Below are 22164 nucleotides of genomic sequence, written 5' to 3'. Positions count from 1 at the left end.
AACAATAAATAAAACAGGACCTAAGAAATAATTAAAAAATATTTTAAGACTTTTGGCCAGGAGGGGTAAAATTTTGCCAAACGTACTAAATTATAATGCCACAATCATTTAAACTACTAATAAGTAGTACGATACATACAGATAAGGTACTTTCACAATTCACTTTTAAATATCCATGATAAAGAGTAGAAATGTAATACTAGGCATCGATCCGGGAACGCTGTTTATGGGATATGCCCTGATGGACGCCACAACGAGCAGTCCTCAATTGCTGATAATGGATACGCTTAAGCTATCGAGCAAAACGGATGCTTATGAAAGACTGCAAAGAATACACCTGACAGTTGCCCAACTTATCGCTACTTACCAACCAAATACATTCGCTATTGAAGCACCTTTTTTTGGAAAGAATGTTCAAAGCATGTTAAAGCTTGGAAGAGCCCAGGGAGTCGCTATAGCAGCCGCTATGCAGGCAGGATTGACCGTAACTGAATATTCTCCTAAAAAAGTAAAGCAATCTATAACCGGAAACGGAAATGCTGATAAAGACCAGGTATGGAAGATGTTGCAACGCATTATGAATCTTGAAGAGAAGCCGCAATATTTTGATGCTACAGATGCGCTAGCGGTAGCACTATGTCATCATTACCAGTCTAATTCTGTAATTGGAAAATTAGGCAAAGGCCTGAAAGGTTGGGAAGACTTTATATCAAAAAATCCGGGAAGAGTGGTAGGTCGATAAATTATCAAGTTATAGAGTCAGCAAGACATTGAGGAGAAAGAACGCGAGATCCTTTTTTTTGAACCGACTTTTGATTTTTTTTTCAACATCGTTGTGTCACTCTCTTGTACTTGTAGTAATTCTATTCATCGTTATCAAATTTCCTCCCTCAAATGTTCTCATAATTAAAAACACTTGCGTTGCCGCACCCCTTACCATTCCGAATTTTCCACTCGCAGTTCACTACTTTCTACTACCCGCCTCCACTTTTCCCATCTCAACAATTATCTTTTGCTGAATCTCCGCAAACGCTTCTTTAGATAATTTAATTTTTGGATTATTAAGATGTACATCAGAAGGATGTGTTGTGGGAATTAAATGAACATGTGCATGCGGCACTTCCAGACCCACCGTAATGATGTTAACGCGGTTACAAGGAAAAATCGCTTCAAGGGCTTTTGCGATCGGCTTTGCAAATACAAGCAGTTCAGCTAAATATTCATCTGGAACATCAAATATTTTGTCAACTTCTATTTTAGGAACGACCAGCGTATGTCCTTTTCGAACAGGAAATATATCGAGAAATGCAAAAAACTTATCATTTTCTGCAACCTTATAAGAGGGAATCTCTCCGGCAATAATTTTAGAAAATATAGTCATGCAATTTATTTTATAGCAGGTTTAATAAGTTGTTTTCAATAAAAAAGCCGGCCAAAGACCGGCTGAAAATACTTGCCTACGCTTTACACTGTAATATCTTCTACTTTAAACTTCATCATCCCATTCGGCGCCTGCACTTCCGCAATCTCTCCCTTTACTTTACCAATTAACCCCCTACCAATCGGCGATGATGCAGATATTTTATTAGCTTTTAAGTCCGCTTCTTTTTCACCAACTATTTGATATGTTACAGTTTTTTTAGTTGCCATATTTGTAATTGTAACGCGGGTTAATATAGTTACTTTACTGGTGTCTATGGTATTAGTATCAACAATTTTTGCGGTGGCAATAACTCCTTCTAATTGTTTTATTTTAGCCTCAAGCATTCCCTGCGCTTCTTTAGCAGCGTCGTACTCTGCATTTTCCTTCAAATCTCCTTTTTCCCGGGCCTCCGCAATTGCACGAGATGCAGCAGGTCTTTCTACCGACTTTAATTGGTGCAATTCCTGCTTCATCAATTCAAAAGTCTCTTTTGTTACATAGTTTGTAGTCTCACTCATTTTCTTTTCATTTTAAAAAGACATAAAAAAATACAACGCCACAAAGACTTGCAGCGTTGTATCGTGCAAAAATAAGAAATTCATCAAACATAATTAAAATTCATGCTATTGACGGGGGGAGCACCAGTTGCTTCTTCTTTTTGTTTTAACCAAAATTTTTATTTTCTGGCGCATTAATTGGTCTAGGCACCGCAAATGCGATACTATGATAACCTTTGCAAACCTTCCTAAAAACAATGCATCAGTTATTGCTTTTGGTGTTAAAGACATTGGCCCCTATTATTGGGTGGGTAATTGCAAAAACGGAGTTGATTATTACGCGGGTCAAACATTTCTTGCACCTGCAAGCGGTGTATTAAAACGAATAAAACTGTTTTCTTCCGTTGTCTTCGGTTCGTCTGATGCTACACTAAGTATTTATAAGTTCAACATTGCTAACCATACATTTGAAGAGAAGAAATCAGAAACTTCGAGGCGCATCACAAAGGCAAACGAAAACCAATGGCTAGATTTTGAACTTGGCAACCTAAGAGTCGATAAAGACTCATACTATGGGTTTAAGCTAGAGTGTAAAGGTGCCGGAATGTTAGCTGTTGCAGAGTGTCCGTGGAGTGTTCAAAATCCATATGCGGAAGGAGAAGAATGGACAGGCTCTTCATTTACGCGGGAAGGAAGTTTTCACAAAGATTTCGACCTCGCTTTTGAAGGTGAGATTGAAACATCACCTAATACCCAGTTTATCTAATACCACTTTAGACATTAGGTAATATGCCTCATGAGAGTAACCTGCAATGTGAGGCGTTATAATAACATTCGGTCTTTCAAAAAGACTCTTCAACTGCTGATCTTCATCGGGCGTATAGGTTTCAAGCTTTTCATTCTCCAGTACATCTAAACCTGCTCCGCTAATCAACCCTGCATCCAATGCGTTAATCAGGGCTTTGGTATCCGTAACCTTACCTCGACAACAGTTTAAAAAATAAGGCTTGCTCTTGCAAGACAGGAAGAACTGCTCATTTGCAAGATGATAAGTTTCATCTGTAAGGGGAACATGTAAGCTAATTACATCGCTATACCTGCAAACCTGCTCCATGCTTGCCTCTTTAATATAACCTTTTGCAAAACTGTGCTTATGTTTATCATAAGCAAGTACGGTCACGCCAAAAGGTTCAAGCACTTTGGCAAAAGCACTTCCATTATTTCCGTAACCTATAATTCCAACAGTTTTTCCGAACAGTTCAATGCCCCTGTTTTCATTACGCAAATAAAGCTTCCGCTTAAGCTCATCAAAACTCTTAGTGATATTATTCATCAAATTAAGCAGCAAACCCAAGGCGTGTTCTGCCACTGCATTCCGATTCCCTTCGGGGCTGCTTACACACCTTATCCCTTTGCTTTCTGCATAATCAAGATCTATCAGTTCCATTCCGCTTCCGAGCCTACCTATCCATTTCAAATTGGGAGCAACATCCAGCAAGGCTTTGTCTATCCTCAGTCGAGTAGTTACAATTAATCCCGTAGCTTCCTGAATTTTAGCGCTTAACTCTTCATACGTAATGGCTGGAACATTCAAAACGTCATAATGATTCCTTTCAAGCGTTTCTTTTAAATAAGAATGTGCAGGAGCAGTTATAATAGCTGTTGAAGTCAATTTATTATTATCTTATTTGTGTTAGTTCATACGAAAAGTCAAGGCGGCGAAATCTTCAACGCTTAAAACTTCTGCTCTCTTATCAAACAATTTATCCTTTAATTCTTCTGGCGTAAATAATGACTTCACAGCATTTCTCAGCGTTTTTCTTCTTTGATTAAATGCTGTTTTTACCAGGTTAATAAAAGCTTTCTCACTTTTCATTTCCGGTACCGTTTCACGCCTTGTTAACCTGATAACCCCACTCATTACTTTTGGTGGAGGATTAAAACACGAAGGATCAACATCAAACAAATATTCCACTTTATAAAAAACCTGCACAAGTACACTTAAAACTCCATATACTTTACTGCCTTCTTTTGAAGCTGCCCGCTCGGCTACTTCTTTTTGAAACATTCCGACAACCACAGGAACCTGTTGCTTCCAGTCTAATACTTTAAACAAGATTTGCGTGGAAATGTTGTAGGGAAAGTTTCCGACAACTGTAAACTCTTCTTCAAAAGGTGGATCAATATCAAGGAAACTTTCATTAAGAATTCTTCCCCTTATTGCAGGATAAGCCCTCTCTAAAAAAAGCACTTTTTCCTTATCAAGTTCAACTGCTTTAAAGTTTATACCGGGTATCTTTAAAAGATACTTGGTTAGTGCTCCTCCACCTGGCCCAACTTCCAACAATCGATCAAAAGAATTTTTTTGCAATTCGTCTACAATGTTTTTGCAAACATTCTCATCTTTCAGAAAGTGCTGCCCCAACGATTTTTTTAAGCTGTATTCCATCAGCCTCAAAAGTAAATCTTAATTGTAAACATTTAACCTGGCAGCGAAGACGATACAACAAGAGCAAAAACGATTAGCGATAAAACGTGTCGCTACCGCGAAATCTTCCTTATAATCAGAACTGATTAGTTTCGCTATTTTTGCCCTTTCAAAAATACATTACACCTATGAGTACCGAATTGCAAAAGCCAGTGATCGGGTTTAGTTGTGGAGATCTGAATGGAATTGGACTTGAAATCATTATTAAAGCGCTTGGCGACAGCCGTATACTTGATTTTTGTACGCCCATAGTTTTTGCTAATAATAAAAGCATTAATTTTTATCGCAAGATCTTGCCCGACATAAACTTCACTTTTACAATTATTAAGGATGTAACAAAACCGAATATAAAGCAGGTAAATGTATTCAGTTGTTGGGAAGAGGATGTAACTATTACGCCTGGCCAGTTAAACGAGACAGGCGGAAAATACGCTTTTATATCTTTGAAGGCAGCCGTAGACGCACTTCAAAACAAACATATACATGGCCTTGTAACTGCTCCTATTCATAAAAAAAATATTCAGTCAGACGAGTTTAATTACAGCGGGCACACCCCCTATTTTAAAGATGTCTTTAAAGTAGACGATGTTGTCATGCTGCTGGCTGCCAGCAACATTCGCGTTGGACTGTTAACCGAACATGTTCCTGTTACCGAACTGGCAAGTCATATTACCAGTGCGGCTATTCTTAGCAAGCTGCGTATTATGAATAATAGCCTCATAAAAGACTTCGGTATTGATAAGCCTAAAATTGCCGTTCTCGGTCTAAACCCTCATGCAGGCGACGAAGGGCTGATAGGCAAGGAAGAACAAACGATTATTAAACCAGCCATTAAAGAAGCTAAAAATAATAGCCTCCTCGTTTTCGGACCGTATAGTGCAGACGCATTTTTTGCGCGGGGTGAACACGAAAAGTTCGACGCCGTGCTAGCCATGTACCACGACCAGGGCCTCATCCCCTTTAAATCTTTGGCGATTGGTGAAGGCGTTAATTATACTGCCGGCTTACCAGTTGTTCGTACCAGCCCCGACCACGGTACCGCTTTCGACATTGCCGGTAAAGGTGTTGCCGATGCATCATCCTTCGTTTCTGCCACTTTCGAGTGTATCGAAATTATCAATCGTCGCGCGTTTTACGAAGAAAATCACAAAAATCCCCTCCGCCGCATTAGTGCCCGCGTGTTTGCGAACGTAGTGGATGAAAGAATTATCGAAGAATAGTCACGAGGAAGATTTCTTGCTGAAGACGCAGAAATCGCGGAAATATAAAAGGTTTGCTCCTTCTCTTCTTTCACGCATTCTCAAAGAAACTTATGTATGTTTCCTTTGTTTTTGCAGAAACCACAGAAATATGAGAGGCTCGCTTCTTCTCTTTTTCGGCGCATTTTGCGAGAGATCTATTATGTTTCCCGCCTTTGTCTTTCATGGCATCATCGTTGTGTCACACCGTTTACCATAAATTTAAAAATCAGCTATGCCCTCAATTTCAAACAACTTTATCTCAATTGGAGTAGCAACCAAAGGCGCAGAATTACAAAGCATTTTTCATAAGCAACATCAGCTGGAGTACATGTGGAGTGGGGACCCTGTTTATTGGGGAAAACACAGCCCTGTATTGTTTCCTATTGTAGGCGAGTTGAAAAACAAAACATACCAATACAACGGCAAGCAATATAGTCTTAGCCGCCATGGCTTTGCCCGCGAGACGGAATTTGATGTAACAGAACAAACTGAAAGCTCAATTACCTTTTCACTTAAATCAAACGAAGAAACGTTAGAAAAATATCCGTTTCAATTTTTATTTTCTGTAAAGTATACACTAATTGAGAACGCCTTACAAGTCAGCTTCCTTATTGAAAATACAGGTACTGATAATATGCTTTTCTCTGTAGGTGCTCACCCGGCATTTAAAGTACCCCTTGTAGAAAGCACGTCCTTCGAAGATTATCAACTGGTTTTTAACGAAAAGGAAACTACTGGCAGATGGCCGGTGTCACCGGATGGATTGATTGAAACACAATCTCATCCTTTACTCGAAGATGAAAATGTACTAACGCTAAAGAAGGAACTTTTTTCTGCTGACGCTATCGTCTTAAAAGACTTAAAATCCACTTCAATATCTATCACTAGTTCTAAAACCTCACACGGAATAAAAGTAAATTTTGAAGATTTTCCTTTCCTCGGTATTTGGGAAACCAAAGGAGGAGATTTTGTATGCATAGAACCCTGGTGTGGTATAGCAGACAGCGTTGATGCTTCTGGCAACTTAAAAGAAAAAGAAGGCATTAATACTTTAGCGCCTTTAGGCAAATTTGAGGTGTCTTACCTGGTTGAAGTTTTTTAAACCTCTCACTTTAAATAAATATATTTTTAGTTTTAGCTTTATCGAACCTTTTAATTTAATGCACATGAGATGTAAAGTGTCATTGTCTTTTGTAATGGCAATCCTCCTCGGTTTTCCTGCTTTTGCTCAGGAGAAAAAAATGGCGGTAATTAGTGGAGTAATAAAAGACGCACGCTCTAAATCTCCCTTAAATGAAGCTGTCGTTACATTAAGCTCATCTGCTTTTCAAGGTCAAAAATTTGCACTTACAGACTCAACAGGTATGTACCGCGTTCGCAATTTGCCTGGCGGTAATTATACCATCGCCTTTGAAATGGAAGGTTATGAAAAATTTGTTCAAGAAAATATTGCTTTACAGCCAGGGATGTCTTTAGGCGTAAGTTTTGAGATGGTGAAAGCACGAAAGGCGCAAGACAAAAAGATAAAACAGGAAAGTGAAAAAGTTATCGCAATAAGAAAGGAGGAAAATTAATTCCTCCTTTCTTATTAAGTGTTATTTTATATCTTCTTTAATTACTTCTAAAAGCCCACTTCAACATTTCCTTCCACGTGGCTTTTTTTCCATACATCAAAATACCTGTTCTGTAAATTTTGGCACTCACCCAGGTGGTAAATAGAAACCCAGCGACAAGCAGCACCATGCTTAGCGCTAATTGCCAATAGGGAACCGTACCTGGAACACCGAAAGGAATTCGCGCCATCATAACAATAGGTGAACAAAAAGGGATCATACTAGCCCATGTAGCCAGGCTTCCCGAAGGATTTGTAATAGCATTTATCATTATGATAATAGATACAATAATGGGCATTGTAATAGGCAACTGAAGACTTTGCGCATCTTGTGCATCCTCATTTACTGTACTACCGACTGCTGCAAATAATGAAGCGTAGAAAAGGTATCCGAATAAAAAATAAAACAGGAAGCACCCAATAATCAAAAACCAGTTTGCCTGGCTAAGCGTATCAGCAAAATCAGCAAATCCGCTTGCTGCACCACCGGCTGCTTGTATGCTTCCTCCCGGCATTTGCTGCGTAGACTCTTGCGCCTGCTGTAATGTTTCGCGCGACAGCAAAGCAGTAGCGGCTGTTGTAAGGCCCACAAGTAGAATGATCCAAATTAAAAATTGCGTTAGTCCCACCGCTCCTATGCCTATAATTTTACCTATCATTAATTGAAAAGGTTTTACCGAAGAGATAATTACTTCAGCTATACGGTTGGTCTTTTCTTCGGTTACGCCACGCATAACCATGTTACCATATATAAGCAGGGTAATATAAATTAGAAACCCGCTTCCATACCCGATACCATAGGCTAAACCACTGTTGCCTTTTTTTACTTCCGATCCCTCCTGGTAGGTCTGGTCTATCTTAGCAGAGCCTATTCTCTTTCGCTCAGCTTCCAGCTCTTTTACATCCACGTTATACTTCGACTTTAAAAGCTGGTTTTCCAGTGTCTCGTTTATTTTATCTTCCAGCTGAGACTCTGCCACCATTCCGAATTGTTTTTTCGAAACAAGCTTATAACCTTGCACGTTACCACCTGGGGTATATAAAAGAGCAGTATAACCTTTGGCTATATAGTTTGTACTATCTACCCCTTTAGGAAACTCAAACGATAAAGCTTTTGTGTTTTCTAAATTACCCTCCAACGTACCGGTGTTATCTATTACGGCTATTTTTTCATGATCAATGTTTTTTACTGAAATTATAGTCACAGTAGTAATAAGCCCGGCAAACAATAAGGGTGTAAGAATAGTTGAAAGAATAAATGTTTTGTTTCTGACTCTTACCAGGTATTCCCGTTGTATTACTAAAAGTATTTTATTCATGTTTGGGTTGAAATTGAAAAATGAAAGAAAGTAGATTAAACAGTCACATTTTGAAATTGGCGGGTACTTCGCGTTCCTTCAACCTGTCTTATGAATATTTCGTTTAATGATGGAAGAATTTCATTAAATGCCTCGATTGAAGCGTTCTCGTTTAAGAAATATCTCAGCACATCGTTGCTGATGCTTCCGTCATTAATCTTTACTGTTAACTGGTTACCTGACTGGTTTACTACTTCAAATGCTTCACTATGTACATCTGTCAACATGTTTGATAGCTGTACTCTAAAAAGATTTTCTTTAAACTGTTGCTTTATTGCCTGCACGGTACCGTCCAGAATTTTCTTTCCCTGGTTTACTAACACAATGTGGTCGCAAATCTCCTCCACCTGCTCCATGCGGTGCGTACTGAAGATGATTGTACTTCCTCTTCTGGCTAATTCAAAAATTTCGTCTTTTATTAAATTGGCATTTACAGGGTCTAAACCGCTAAAAGGTTCGTCGAGGATAATTAGTTTTGGCTCATGTAAAACGGTTGCTACAAATTGCAACTTCTGGCTCATTCCCTTGCTTAAGTCTTCCACTTTTTTATTCCACCAGCTTTCCATTCCTAAGCGGGTAAACCAATACTTAATTTTCTCCATTGCCTCACTTTTCGAAAGGCCTTTAAGCCGGGCAAGGTAAAGCGCTTGTTCCCCGATCTTCATCTTTTTATACAGCCCTCTTTCTTCAGGCATATAGCCGATGAAAAGAGTATCGTTCATCGGATCAAACTTTTTACCATTGAAAATAATCTCACCCTCATCCGGATAAAATATCCCTGTTATCATTCTTAACAAAGTTGTCTTGCCGGCGCCGTTAGGACCAAGTAAACCGAAAATACTTCCTTGCTCTATCGAAAAACTAATGTCATCTACGGCCTTTTGCGTAGCATAATATTTCTTTAAGTTCTTAAGTTGTAGAAGATGCATGTAAAGCAGTTGGGTTAAATTCAAATGTAGGTGTAAGGAAAATTGAATGTATCTATTTTTATATGAATGGTACCATTTCTTACAAAATTTGTTTATTTAATTCTTCTATACTTTCAATAATTAAGAACAGGATTTTCGGTTGTTGTATTTTTCTGTAACCTGCATATGCACATATAGCAGCGTTGTTGCGTCGCACACTTCGGGTTTTGTTTTTAATTCAGCTATTGATGCAAGCGAATAAAGACTACGTAAATCAATAAGAGTGTGGCGAGGGTATTTCGGTGTTTTTGGTTTTCAAAATAGAGTCGAGTACATATTTACAGTAAACGGGTGTGACACAACGATGTTATATTTTTATTCGAAAGCTGGTAACAAAGAAATATTACTACAGTTACCACCTCTCCAGGCCACCTTGTAAGTTTACAAGATTTGTAATGCCAAACCTGTCTTCGAGTCTTTGAATAGCTATCTGGCTACGAATACCTCTGCGGCAATAAACAACTACCGGCTTGTCAGTTGGTATCTCAGCTGCCCGCGCCATAATCTCGTCTAACGGAATAAGCGTTCCGCCAATATCAAACCTTTCATGTTCATCATCTTCACGTACATCCAAAAGAAAATACTCGCCTTGGCTTAGCTTACTTTTTAACTCTTCGACTGTTATATGGTTCATAAGCGTTGCGGCTTGTTATTGAAAAGAATTCTTTTCGGTTTGATGCCACCCAAAGGGCCTGGGCGCATCTTCAGTTATCAATTGTGTAGTTCAAGCCACGTTATGTTACAAAAGTAAATAATTGGTTAATTCTTTACTTCCTTCTTTCCATCTATCTGCCATAGGCTAAGTGTTAAGATATCCTTGCATAAATACATACTATACATAGCTTACATTTGTTAGGATCTAAATTTTTAATGACGGTATGAAAATATTTGCGGCATTCATAGTGCTTTTATTAAGTGTTTGTTCTGCAAACGCCCAACGGGTTATATATAGCGAACCAGATAAAAACGACTTCAGGCAAACAGAATTTGAAATAATAGGAAAAGTGGGCGGAAATATTCTGATATATAAGAATACAAGAAACAATTACGCGCTTAGCGTGTATGACTTTGATATGAAGCAAAAAGAAAGGGTAAAACTTAACTTTTTGCCTGAGCGAATTATCAATGCTGATTTTCTTGCTTATCCCGAGTATTGCTACATGTTCTATCAATATCAGAAGCGCAATGTGGTTTATGCGATGGCTGCCAAAATGGATGGTAATGGAAAAATAGTAGGTAGCCCTATAGTAATGGATACTACTGAAATTGGTTTTCTTGCCAGCAATAAAATTTATTCTGTTATAAATAGTGAGGACAAAGAATTTATTGGCTTATTTAAAATAAATAGCAAGAACGAGGAAAATTTTTTACTAACAACTTCCATTTTTAATAAAGGTCTCGAAAGACAAGACAAACAGTTTATCAGCATTCGCATGCCGGAGAGACACGATTATCTTACTGAATTTGTTATTGATAACGAAGGAGATTTTGCTTTTGTGAGAGCTGTTCAAAGCCAGGAAAATGACAAGATTCAGAAACTTTATTTTTTTGAGAAAAGATTGGGGAGCGACCAGGTAAGGGCAAAACAAGTGCAGCTAAACAGCATTTCGCTGGATGATGTAAGGGTTAAGGTAGATAACTACAATAAGCATTATATCATATCCTCCTTTTACAGCAAATCGCGGCGGGGAAATATTGAAGGGCTGTATACCTGCATTTGGGATAAAGCTTCAGACTCTGCAAAGTCAGTAATTGCGTATGAATTTAATGAAAACCTAAGAAATGATGCCAAAGGAGACAATAGCGTAAAGTCGGCATTCAACGATTTTTTCATTAGAAATTTAATTGTAAGAAAAGACGGGGGATTTCTGCTTGCTGCCGAGTCTTTCTTTAGTACCGGTAGAGGTGGAAACTATAACCGTTACGACTATATGTACGGTTCGCCTTTTCTAAGACCAATGGACTATTACAGCTTTAGCCCTTACGGCTATGGATACCCCTGGTATAGGTACAACACGTTAGGACAAAGCACTCGTTATAACGCTCAAAACATAGCCGTCTTTTCATTCGATAGTACAGGAACAATGAGCTGGAGTAATGTGTTAAATAAAAATCAATACGATGATGAAACGGATGCGTTCATCGGTTACTCTATGCTAAATACAGGAGATCAACTTCATTTTTTGTTTAACCAGCAGGAAAAACGCCTTCAGTTGTTGAACGACCAAAGCATTTCTCCAACAGGGCAGGTTACCCGCAACCCCACCCTTAGAAACCTCGATCAAGGTTATGATTTTATGGCCAGGTACGGAAAACAGGTAGGAGCCAGGCAAATAATTTTTCCATGCTTGTACCGAAATTATCTTTGTTTTGCACGGTTAGATTTATAGAAAATAAACCTGTTAAACTAAAGAGTGGTTGCGTTATTTAAAGACCGGTCTCCGGCTACAGTGATATGGCTGGTAATTTTGAGCTTTATTGTTCACAGCCACTTCATTGTTGATTTTCCGATTGTACCAGGCGGCCGTTCTGATGGGTTATTGTCTGTTTTTTTAAATCGGTATGTTACTCTCTTAAGTCCTGGCATTGTCATCTTTATTTACCACGCCATCGTAATTGTTCAGGCTTTACGAATCAATTATCTTTTCAACGACCACCGCATGTATAGCAAGAACAATTTTCTTGCTGCCATGGTATATATCTTATTAACAGGAATTTTTAAGGAGTGGAGTAATTTAACACCTGCACTAATTGAAAACATTTTAGTTATTTGGCTGTTTGCTAAAACTGTCAGGCTATACAACAACCCAAATCCTAAAACCTTACTATTTAATATTGGCCTACTTATAGGTGTCAGTATCATTTTGTATCATCCTTCTGCCCTTCTTATCTTAGTTGCCTTTTTTGCGTTGGCTATCGTTAGGCCTTTTATTATAACTGAATGGGTTGTTTTGCTAATGGGGGTCATTTTCCCGTATTACTTTCTGGCTTCTTATTTATATCTCACGGATCGGCTTGGTTCCATTTTACTTTACATCCCTAAATGGGGGCTTAATATTCCCCGTACAGTTGTTTCGCCCGCCTTTTTTGTAACTATTGGTTTAATTCTTATCACTCTTATTCTTGGTATGGTTTACTCGCAGCAGGAAAGTAGAAGACTTCTTATACAAGTGCGAAAAAACTGGGTTGTACTAACAGTAATGTTACTTGTAATGTTGCCAATTCCTTTTATAAATAAAGGTGTAGGCATAGATAGTCTTTTATTATGGATAGTACCTGCAAGCCCTTACATCGCCAAAGCTTTCTTAGGTCCTAAAAAAAACACTTTACCCAACCTGATGTTCTGGTCATTGCTGGTACTTGCAATTGTAAAAAACTGGCAGGTAGTGCCATAGAAGATTTTGTAACAGACTTTAGGTACAACGCTAAACATCGTTGTGTCACACTCTTGTACAGCACACCACTATTCAAATAGCTTCTCCATCAGTTGTAGCTTTTAAGGAAACTTTCAAAGCTGAAATGAGTAAATGAAAGCGCTTTCAAAAAAAACCTGATTTTTAAAATTTCAACAACCGCCTTCTTACCTTGCTACATTATTTATCAATAAAAACAAATTTAACCTAATGAAAATATTACTGATTGGGCTTGCTTTGTTTCTGTCTTTAGCCGGCAATTGCCAAAAGAATACACCCATTGATACAAGGGCTACGAAAGAGACCAAAGCCTTATATAAGAACCTAAGAACCCTAGCGAAGGAGCACACACTGTTCGGGCATCAACATGCTACAGAGTACGGCCATGGCTGGTCGGCAGATGAAAATCGTTCAGACGTAAAATCAGTAGTGGGATCTCACCCGGCAGTTATAGGCGTTGATTTTAGCGGGTTTACAGGTGGCACGCCAGAGACAAGAAAAAGATCAAAAGATGTCGTAAGAAAAACGGTAATAGATACCTACAACCGTGGCGGTGTCACCACCGTTGCCTGGCACTTTCCCAATCCATTGTCAAAGGGTGGTTTTAATTGGGTTGACTCTGTTTCTGTGCCTGCCGTAAAATATCTTATTCCTGGCGGCAAGTCTAACGGGCTCTACAAAGAGATTTTAAGCGGCATTGCCGAATTTGCACAAAGCACCAAAGGAGCTGATGGAAAGCTAGTACCCATGCTTTTCAGACCATACCACGAATTCGACGGAGGTTGGTTCTGGTGGGGCAAGCCGCACTGTACAAAAGAAGAATTTTTATCACTATGGCGGTTTACTGTATCTTATCTACGAGACAGTCTGAATGTTCATAATTTCATTTATACCTTTTCACCCGATAACAGATTTTTAAGTGAAGAGCAATATCTTGACAGGTACCCGGGAGATGAGTGGGTGGATATGGTTGGTGTAGATAATTACGGCGACATGGGGCGGGACAAATACAATATTGAAGTCGCAGCTAAAAAATTGAAGATAGTTTCTGACTATGCAGCAAAAGCAGGCAAACTAGCAGCTTTTACAGAAACTGGCCTCGAAACCATTCCCAACCCAACGTGGTGGACAGGTACACTTTTGAAAGTAATGAAGGCGCATAATATGCAGTTAGCTTATGTATTGGTATGGCGAAACGACATTCGCAGTCCCACTCATTATTACGCTCCTTTTCCAGGTCAGGTTAGCGTGCCCGATTTTAAAAAGTTTTACGATGACCCTTACACCCTTTTTGAAAACGATCTTAAGGGCATTTATAAGAAAAAGAAGTTTTTGGGCATTTTTTGATAGAGGGTTAGCAAAGTTCCCGCAGAAAGCGCGGAAGGCGCTGAAAGAAAACAAAACATTTCCGCGATTTCTGCAGCTTCCGCGAGAGACATTTCCATTTCACCAAACACCGCCTCTCTCAGAAAGCGCTGAAGGCGCAGAAAGAAAACAAAACACTTCCGCGATTTCTGCAGCTTCCGCGAGAAACATTACTTCAAACACTGCCCCTCAAATATTAGAACAGTATTTACAATTGACTATCTACCTTCGCTTCATTAAGACCCTACTATTATGAAATTTGGAATTGTTGTTTTCCCGGGTTCAAACTGTGATAGAGATATGCAGGATGCGCTTGAGAGCGAGTTAGGTAAAGAAGTGGTGATGCTCTGGCACAAAGACAAAGACATCAGCATGTTATCAACAGATGATTGTATTGTTTTACCCGGGGGCTTTTCTTACGGCGATTATCTGCGCTGCGGCGCAATTGCACGCTTTAGTCCTATGATGGAAAGTGTAATAGATTTTGCAAAAAGAGGGGGAAAGGTTCTGGGTGTATGTAATGGTTTCCAAATTTTGTGTGAGAGCGGGTTGTTGCCCGGCGCTTTATTACCCAATGCTCAACAACAATTTGTTTGTAAGAATGTATACATAACCGCCAAGGAAGGAACTACACTAACGATACCGGTTGCACATGGCGAAGGCAGATATTATGCCGAGGACAGTGTGTTAGACGAATTAGAAGCGAACGGGCAGGTTACATTTAAGTATTGTGATGAAAAGGGTAATATAGAACCGATGAGTAACCCAAATGGCGCCATGAGAAATATTGCCGGAATTAGAAATAAGGAAAATAATGTTTTTGGAATGATGCCCCACCCTGAAAGAGCAATTTCCTCTGTATTGGGTAATATAGATGGAATACAGGTGTTTAAGTTGTTGGGTTTGAATTAACACAAACGGGCGCACCAATTGCCCTGGTGTTTCGTTATATAATTAAATTTCAAAAACATGCGTACCACTATATCTTTTATCATTTTTGTTTTGTTTGCTTTCAGTTCCTCAGCCCAGGTACAAGACCCGGTGAAATGGACCGCAACAAGCAGAAAAAAGGCAGGCTTCTACGAGGTTGTGATCACTGCTACCATGCCAAAACCGTGGCACATATACTCCCAGAAAACAGGAGAGGGTGGCCCGGTTGCAACTAATTTTAAGTTCACAAAAAACCCTTTATTAACGTTTGATGGAGGGGTGAAAGAAATTGGGGCACTTAAGGAAAACTATGACAAGCTGTTTGATACCAAAGTGAAATATTTTGGTGATAAAGTAGATTTTGTACAGGTAGTTAAGGTAAAGGGCAATGTGAAAACGAATGTAAACGTGACTGTAGAATATATGGCATGCGACGATAGTCAGTGTCTCCCCCCAAAGAAGAAAACGTTGAGTGTTTCTTTGTAATTGTTAACCCTTACGTACGATGACAAAATTCTGTAAGCCCTTTTCTCTTCTTCTACTTTTTTTTATTTCGCATACTTTAACTGCACAGGTCTCCAAACATGTGCAGTTTTCATTTTCAGGAAATCGCGACGAAAAAGGAGCCTATATCTCTGTAAAGGCTAAAATAGCAGACAAGGTGCGGCTGTTTTCAGCTAAAAAGAAATCTGCTGATGATGTATTTATTAGTCTTGTTGAGTTTGACAGTGCGAGTAAAAAATATGTAAAAGACAGCCTCGTTGAAATTGGTGACCTAAAAACTGCAATGAATCCAGATGCAGGACAGGAAGTTAAATACTTTTCAGACAGCGTTGAGTGGAGACAACGGTTAAACATTTCGCAAAACGACAGTGTCAAAATAAAAGGAACAGTAACGTGGCTGGCGGGCGTTAACGATGAATTTCCAACTGGAGATGAAACCTTTTCTGTAAAAATCAAGGCTGTTGAAGCAACACCAACTGCTGCCGCCACAGCAAGTGATGAGGGTTCTCTTTGGTCTACTTTTTTACTTTGTCTTGCAACCGGTCTGTTGGCTGTTTTAACGCCTTGTGTTTTTCCACTTGTGCCGGTTACCGTAAGTTTCTTTCTGAAACGTAGTAAGTCAAGAGGCGAAGGATTGCGCAATGCAACCTTTTATTCTTTATCCATCATTTTAATATATACCATTCCTACCCTTGTACTTACTTTGCTTTTTGGCGGAAATGCTTTGTATAATATATCAACACATCCGGTAACCAACTTATTGTTTTTTGCCATTTTCATACTGTTTGCTATTTCTTTTTTTGGTGCTTTTGATATCTCCTTGCCAAATAGTTGGGCTAATAAGGCAGACGAAAAAGCAGGCAAAGGAGGTCTTGTAGGTATCTTCTTTATGGCATTAACGCTGGTGATTGTAAGCTTTAGTTGTACGGGTCCAATCGTAGGAACTTTACTTGGCAAAACAGCTACAGCAGGCGTTACGATGGCACCGGTTATGGGCATGCTGGGTTTTGGTATAGGGCTGGCACTACCATTTTCCCTTTTCGCCTATTTCCCGTCGATGCTTAAGACCCTGCCGAAAAGTGGTGGCTGGCTGAATACAGTGAAAGTAACGTTCGGATTTATAGAGCTGGCACTTGCAATGAAATTTCTATCTAATGTAGATCTTGCTTATCATTGGCGGCTACTTGACCGCGAGATTTTCCTGGTGATTTGGATAGTGATCTTTACCCTGCAAGGAATGTATTTATTAGGCAAGCTAAAGTTTAGCCATGACGGTGATCTTCCTTTTATTACCGTTCCGCGTTTGTTTTTTGCGATAGCAACTTTTAGTTTCGCTTTGTATTTGTTCCCAGGTTTATGGGGAGCGCCGCTTAAAGGCATAGGTGGTTGGCTACCGCACACAAGCACGCAGGATTTTAATTTACAGGATATAAAATACCAGTTAGAAGAACTGAAAGCTAGCGGAGTAACCTCCGGCAGTTCGAAGAACGTTGCTCCTCCGGCTAAAAAGTATATCGATAAGTTGCATACTCCGTTTAGGCTTCCGGGTTATTTTGATTTAGATGAAGGAATGGCTGCAGCAAAAATTTTAAATAAACCGGTTATGTTAGACTTTACCGGTCATAGTTGTGCCAACTGCCGCAAAATGGAAGCTGAAGTATGGGCTGACCCGGAAGTCCTAAGAAGAATAAAAGAAGATTTTGTACTGGTGAGTTTATATGTTGATGAATCTACCGAACTGCCCGACAGTGAGCAATACACGAACCAGGCAGGAGAAAAAATAATTACAGTAGGTGACAAGAACAAAGATTACGAGATAACGAAATTTGGTTTTAACGCGCAGCCTCTCTATATGTTTCTTGATTTAAATGGAAATCCACTTAGCGATGTTAAGTATGGATATGACTCAAACGTGAAAAAGTTTATTGATCACCTTGAAACGGTTAAGAAGAAATTTGAAGGAAAATAAAGGTGTGTCTTAAATAATATTTTAGCCGTTATTTCCCAACTAAAAAAGCTTGTACGAGGCATTGTCCTGTATGCTTCCACTATTTATGTAGTACACTAGTGCGACGCAAGAATGTTGAATAAAATTGCTGCTGTATGGCTAATAAAAAACCTCAAAACGCGGAAATAAAAGCAGATGGAAATAAACTAACAAAAGCCTCTGGTAGCAGAGGCTTTTGTTAGTTTAAATAAGTGCTATTATTTATAACGCAATTTGTTTTTCGATAAGAAGCTTACGCATGTTGATGAGACCGTAGCGCATGCGGCCCAGGGACGTATTAATACTGCATTGAGTTATTTCTGCAATTTCTTTAAAACTGAGATCAGCGTAGTGGCGCAAAACAATTACTTCTCTTTGCTCTTGCGGAAGCAGGTTTAGCATAAGCCTGATACGTTCCTGTGTTTCTACTTGCATCAGCTTTTTATCGGCCGCGTCTTCGGCAGAATTGAACAATTCAAAGATGTCGTGATCATCAGCAGTTTTAACAGCAGGAGCCCTTTTTACTTTTCTAAAATGATCGACGCAGAGATTGTGAGCAATACGAATGGCCCAGGGTAGAAATCTGCCTTCCTCGGTGTAACGATTATTTCTAATTGTATCAATAATCTTAATAAAGGCGTCCTGAAAAAGATCCTCGGCCAGGTATTTATCTTTTACCAGGAAAAGAATTGTAGAAAACATTTTATCGCGGTAACGTGTAATTAAAATTTCAAGAGCCTGGTTGTTACCGTCGCGAAACGACTGCACAAGCTGGTTGTCGGTTAATTTTGATTGGTTTTTCATTTGGGCAAATCTGGATACAGAATTGGTTTTTAATTAGGATATTGAGAATTTGGATTTACTGGACTTTTCTTTTACGCCTGGTCGCTTCTAAAAGATATTTTCTTTTATTGCTATCATTTGTAACATGTTGTAAAATAAACGTAAAGATGAGACAGCAAGTAAGTATAGCAGTTAAAACAATACCCCAAAAAGGCACACTTATAATAGCAAAAAATGACCTATTTAACCGATGAGACTTTTAAATATTGATAACTTACTGAAGGTCAATAGGAAAAACAATAGTTTTAAATTCATTCCCATTTATGTAAAATCCGGTAAGTTATTCCCACGGATGGAACAATAAAGAAATTCATTGAAAATGGAGCGTTGAAAACCGAACGCCGACCAGATGTATTGTAAAACGGTGTGAATAACTTACGGGGGCAGTCCAATAAATAATTTAAGCGCGTTATTGTTTATAATTTTGTTTCTATGGCTAAAAACAGTTCCGCTTTATCGAAAGCTGTAAAAGAAAGACCTGCAACCAGGGCAAATGAAAATATACTTGTAAAGGGAGCACGAACACACAACCTAAAAAATGTTACAGTTGAGTTTCCAAGAAATAAATTTATTGTAGTTACGGGCGTTTCAGGGTCAGGAAAATCGTCGTTAACGATTGACACATTATTTGCTGAAGGGCAAAGAAGATATGCTGAAAGCTTAAGTGCATACGCAAGGCAATTTATGGCCCGTATGAACAAGCCTGATGTTGATTTTATAAAAGGCCTTTGCCCTGCAATAGCTATTGAGCAGAAGGTGAGTACACGTACTCCCCGAAGCACCGTTGGAAGTATGACCGAGATCTATGATTACTTAAGGCTGTTATATGCAAGGGCAGGACATACCGTCTCCCCGATAAGTGGACGTGAAGTAAAAAAGGATGATGTAAAAGATGTGATTGAGGCTATTCAAAAGCTTCCTGAAGGTAGCCGGATATTAATGCTGGCTGTGTTTAAACAACATGCAAACCGACAGGTTAGAGAAGAGTTGAACATCTTATTGCAAAAAGGCTTTAGCCGGATGTACGCCTCTGCTTCTCCATCTACCCAGCCAGGTGAAGGAGAAGTGATACGCATAGAAGACCTTTTGGAGATGAATGATCAGGATCTTGAACAGAAGCTTTTGTCTTCAACTTCCAACACAACTCATCTTACAACTTTCATCCTCGTTGATCGTATTGTGAGAAAAGATTTTGATGAAGATGATATCCATCGTTTAAGCGACAGTATCGGCACAGCTTTTTATGAGGGTGAAGGTGAAATGTATTTGCTGATAGGTGAGCAATTGATGCACTTCAGCAACAAGTTTGAGTTAGATGGCATCCAATTCGAAGAGCCCGTTCCTAATTTATTTTCTTTCAATAATCCCTTTGGTGCATGTCCGGTTTGTGAAGGATTTGGAATGGTACTAGGCATCGACCCCGATCTTGTTATCCCCGACAAAAGACTAAGCGTTTATGAGGGCGCGGTTGCCGCCTGGAAAGGCGAAAAGATGGGATTGTGGCGAGACAATTTTGTACTCGCTGCAAGAAATTTTGATTTTCCCGTGCACACGCCGGTTGCAGATTTAACCAAAGAACAATACGATATACTCTGGAAAGGAAACAGGTATACAGAAGGCATAAATGCTTTTTTTAAAGAAGTTGAGCAAAACTTATATAAGGTTCAGTATAGGGTTATGCTAAGCCGCTATCGTGGAAGAACAAGTTGTACAGCGTGCGAGGGTTACCGGTTAAGAAAGGAGGCTTTGTATATAAAGGTGGGCGAAAAGCACATTGGTGAGTTGTGCCAGTTGCCTATCAAAGATTTGTATGATTGGTTCAAAGCATTACAACTGAGCGAGTATGACCAGCAGGTATCTAAAAGAATTTTGATCGAAATCAACAACCGCATTAAAACCCTGCTCGACGTGGGTCTTGGCTACCTTACTTTGAACCGTCTTGCAAACAGTCTAAGTGGTGGAGAAAGTCAACGTATTCAACTTACCCGAAGCCTTGGTAGCAACCTTACTAATTCGCTATATATTTTAGACGAGCCTTCGATAGGCCTACATAGCCGCGACACCGAAAGGCTGATAAAAGTGTTGAAAGAGCTTAGAGACCTTGGCAACACCGTAGTAGTTGTAGAGCATGACGAGATGATGATGCGTGAAGCAGATCACATTATAGATATGGGGCCTTTTGCAAGTCACCTGGGAGGCGAGGTAGTTGCCGCCGGCGATTACAACCAGATTATTTCAAATAGCGAAAGTCTTACAGGTAAATACCTCAAAGGCGAATTACAGATTAAACCTCCTGCCCACATTCGAAAGTCACACCATAGTATTACTGTACACAATGCGCGACATAATAATTTAAAAGACATCACTGTTGAATTCCCGCTCGATGTTTTTTGTGTTATTAGCGGAGTAAGCGGCAGTGGCAAAACAACGCTAATTAAACAGATTTTAGCCCCCGCCCTAAAAAAGCTGAAAGGCGAGTTTGCAGAGAAAGTCGGCTTCCATAAAGCTATATCAGGCGATACAGACTACATTTCGCAGATCGAGATGATTGACCAAAATCCCATTGGCAAATCATCCAGAAGTAACCCGGTAACTTATATAAAAGCATACGACGAGATAAGAGATGTTTATGCAAAGCAACCGATGGCTAAAATGCGTGGCTTTCAACCAAAGCATTATTCTTTTAACGTAGACGGTGGACGATGTGATGCATGTAAAGGCGAAGGCGAGCAGGTTGTAGAAATGCAATTCCTTGCTGACGTACATCTTGTGTGTGATGTTTGCAATGGCAAAAGATTTAAAGAAGAGGTGCTTGAGGTAACGTATAAAATGAAAAACATTTACGATGTGTTAAACATGAGCGTAGATGAGGCAATCGAATTTTTTAAAGATGAAAAAAGCATAGCAAAAGCAATCCAACCTTTACAGGATGTTGGCCTTGGTTATATTAAACTCGGCCAAAGCAGCGATACCTTAAGTGGTGGCGAAGCACAAAGGGTAAAACTTGCAAGCTTTCTTGGAAAAGGCAAAGGCATAGGTCATGTTCTGTTCATCTTTGATGAGCCTACCACAGGCCTCCACTTTCATGATATAAAAAAACTCCTCACATCTTTTAATGCCTTGATAGAACAGGGTCATTCCATTCTTGTTATCGAACACAATACAGATGTAATCAGAAGCGCAGACTGGGTTATAGACCTTGGCCCCGAAGCCGGAGACAAAGGCGGTAATCTTGTATTTAGCGGAGTTCCATCAGAATTAAAGAATGCCGCGGAAAGCTATACAGGTAGATTTATGTAAGAGGTTACTTATTTTATTGAAGCAGGCAGTATATCTCTTTTTAACATTGTTGTGTCACTCCCTGCAACTTGTAGATTCTCTATTGACCCAACGTTCAACTATTGTAAAAAATTTGCAAAAAAGAGGCGCTTCCTAAAAAGGTGCGCCTCTTAAAAATCCCCCAATAAGTACCAAATGTATTTGCATTTTAATTCTTGAAAAATCCCTATTAATAGTGATTTTAATCCATATTCCA

The 22164-nt window shown here is 39.3% G+C and carries 20 protein-coding genes; 12 read left to right on the top strand and 8 right to left on the bottom strand.

The genetic code is table 11. The features are described from left to right. Positions 1-175: 175 nt before the first annotated feature. Positions 176-742, top strand: a complete 567-nt coding sequence (ruvC, locus tag JWR87_RS05430) for a crossover junction endodeoxyribonuclease RuvC (RefSeq protein ID WP_297816551.1) — start codon at positions 176-178, stop codon at positions 740-742. 222 nt (positions 743-964) lie between these two features. Here the strand turns inward: ruvC and JWR87_RS05425 are convergent, their stop codons facing one another. Together JWR87_RS05425 and greA are read right to left on the bottom strand one after the other, a co-directional pair. Further along, positions 965-1381: an HIT family protein gene (locus JWR87_RS05425; protein ID WP_297816548.1), complete on the bottom strand. Its 417-nt coding sequence runs from the start codon at positions 1379-1381 to the stop codon at positions 965-967. Positions 1382-1464: 83 nt separating this feature from the next. After that, entirely contained in the window at positions 1465-1941 is a 477-nt protein-coding gene (greA, locus tag JWR87_RS05420) for a transcription elongation factor GreA (protein ID WP_297816545.1), read from the bottom strand. 205 nt (positions 1942-2146) lie between these two features. Between greA and JWR87_RS05415 the strand changes: the two genes are divergently transcribed. Next, on the top strand, positions 2147-2686 hold the full coding sequence (locus JWR87_RS05415; RefSeq protein ID WP_297816542.1) for a hypothetical protein: 540 nt from the start codon (positions 2147-2149) through the stop codon (positions 2684-2686). Here JWR87_RS05415 and JWR87_RS05410 read toward each other — a convergent pair. Next, on the bottom strand, positions 2663-3592 hold the full coding sequence (locus JWR87_RS05410; RefSeq protein WP_297816540.1) for an NAD(P)-dependent oxidoreductase: 930 nt from the start codon (positions 3590-3592) through the stop codon (positions 2663-2665). The genes JWR87_RS05415 and JWR87_RS05410 overlap by 24 nt on opposite strands. A 21-nt stretch (positions 3593-3613) precedes the next feature. Further along, positions 3614-4369 carry a 16S rRNA (adenine(1518)-N(6)/adenine(1519)-N(6))-dimethyltransferase RsmA gene (rsmA, locus tag JWR87_RS05405; protein WP_297816537.1) on the bottom strand — a complete coding sequence of 252 codons (756 nt, stop codon included), beginning with the start codon at positions 4367-4369 and terminating at the stop codon, positions 3614-3616. A 167-nt stretch (positions 4370-4536) separates the two neighbouring features. Between rsmA and pdxA the strand changes: the two genes are divergently transcribed. The 3 genes from pdxA (at position 4537) to JWR87_RS05390 (ending at position 7223) form a co-directional block, all read left to right on the top strand. Then, positions 4537-5628, top strand: coding sequence for a 4-hydroxythreonine-4-phosphate dehydrogenase PdxA (gene pdxA / locus JWR87_RS05400; protein WP_297816535.1), 1092 nt, complete (start codon positions 4537-4539; stop codon positions 5626-5628). A gap of 253 nt (positions 5629-5881) precedes the next feature. Next, complete coding sequence (locus tag JWR87_RS05395; RefSeq protein ID WP_297816532.1) at positions 5882-6751, top strand: aldose 1-epimerase family protein; 870 nt, start codon at positions 5882-5884, stop codon at positions 6749-6751. Continuing rightward, positions 6738-7223, top strand: a complete 486-nt coding sequence (locus tag JWR87_RS05390; RefSeq protein WP_297816529.1) for a carboxypeptidase-like regulatory domain-containing protein — start codon at positions 6738-6740, stop codon at positions 7221-7223. The genes JWR87_RS05395 and JWR87_RS05390 overlap by 14 nt, the downstream gene beginning before the upstream one ends. A 37-nt stretch (positions 7224-7260) precedes the next feature. On the opposite strand, the gene JWR87_RS05385 is transcribed toward JWR87_RS05390, so the two are convergent. The 3 genes from JWR87_RS05385 to JWR87_RS05375 all read right to left on the bottom strand — a co-directional run bounded on the left by JWR87_RS05385 (position 7261) and on the right by JWR87_RS05375 (position 10221). Further along, complete coding sequence (locus JWR87_RS05385; protein WP_297816526.1) at positions 7261-8580, bottom strand: ABC transporter permease; 1320 nt, start codon at positions 8578-8580, stop codon at positions 7261-7263. Between the two features lie 35 nt (positions 8581-8615). Beyond that, positions 8616-9548: an ABC transporter ATP-binding protein gene (locus JWR87_RS05380; protein WP_297816523.1), complete on the bottom strand. Its 933-nt coding sequence runs from the start codon at positions 9546-9548 to the stop codon at positions 8616-8618. A gap of 391 nt (positions 9549-9939) precedes the next feature. Further along, complete coding sequence (locus tag JWR87_RS05375) at positions 9940-10221, bottom strand: rhodanese-like domain-containing protein (RefSeq protein ID WP_297816520.1); 282 nt, start codon at positions 10219-10221, stop codon at positions 9940-9942. A 244-nt stretch (positions 10222-10465) separates the two neighbouring features. Between JWR87_RS05375 and JWR87_RS05370 the strand changes: the two genes are divergently transcribed. The 6 genes from JWR87_RS05370 (at position 10466) to JWR87_RS05345 (ending at position 17768) form a co-directional block, all read left to right on the top strand. After that, the gene (locus JWR87_RS05370; protein ID WP_297816517.1) at positions 10466-11977 is read left to right on the top strand and encodes a hypothetical protein; all 1512 of its coding nucleotides are present in this window, start codon (positions 10466-10468) and stop codon (positions 11975-11977) included. Between the two features lie 24 nt (positions 11978-12001). Then, positions 12002-12982 carry a hypothetical protein gene (locus JWR87_RS05365; protein ID WP_297816514.1) on the top strand — a complete coding sequence of 327 codons (981 nt, stop codon included), beginning with the start codon at positions 12002-12004 and terminating at the stop codon, positions 12980-12982. Between the two features lie 228 nt (positions 12983-13210). Then, a complete protein-coding gene (locus tag JWR87_RS05360) occupies positions 13211-14347 on the top strand; it encodes a glycosyl hydrolase (protein WP_297816511.1) in 1137 nt (378 codons plus the stop codon). A gap of 270 nt (positions 14348-14617) precedes the next feature. Beyond that, positions 14618-15277, top strand: a complete 660-nt coding sequence (purQ, locus tag JWR87_RS05355; RefSeq protein WP_297816508.1) for a phosphoribosylformylglycinamidine synthase subunit PurQ — start codon at positions 14618-14620, stop codon at positions 15275-15277. 57 nt (positions 15278-15334) lie between these two features. Then, a complete protein-coding gene (locus JWR87_RS05350; protein ID WP_297816506.1) occupies positions 15335-15781 on the top strand; it encodes a protein-disulfide reductase DsbD domain-containing protein in 447 nt (148 codons plus the stop codon). Positions 15782-15881: 100 nt separating this feature from the next. Further along, positions 15882-17768 carry a cytochrome c biogenesis protein CcdA gene (locus JWR87_RS05345; RefSeq protein ID WP_297816503.1) on the top strand — a complete coding sequence of 629 codons (1887 nt, stop codon included), beginning with the start codon at positions 15882-15884 and terminating at the stop codon, positions 17766-17768. A 240-nt stretch (positions 17769-18008) separates the two neighbouring features. Here JWR87_RS05345 and JWR87_RS05340 read toward each other — a convergent pair whose 3' ends face one another. Then, positions 18009-18590, bottom strand: a complete 582-nt coding sequence (locus JWR87_RS05340; protein ID WP_297816500.1) for a sigma-70 family RNA polymerase sigma factor — start codon at positions 18588-18590, stop codon at positions 18009-18011. A gap of 471 nt (positions 18591-19061) precedes the next feature. Between JWR87_RS05340 and uvrA the strand changes: the two genes are divergently transcribed. Next, entirely contained in the window at positions 19062-21929 is a 2868-nt protein-coding gene (gene uvrA / locus JWR87_RS05335) for an excinuclease ABC subunit UvrA (RefSeq protein WP_297816498.1), read from the top strand. The last annotated feature ends 235 nt before the right edge of the window (positions 21930-22164 follow it).

Source organism: Segetibacter sp. (genome assembly GCF_025963695.1).
GTDB lineage: Bacteria > Bacteroidota > Bacteroidia > Chitinophagales > Chitinophagaceae > Segetibacter.
Note: the sequence above shows the minus strand (reverse complement) of the source record. Positions and strands in the feature narration are given on the sequence as shown.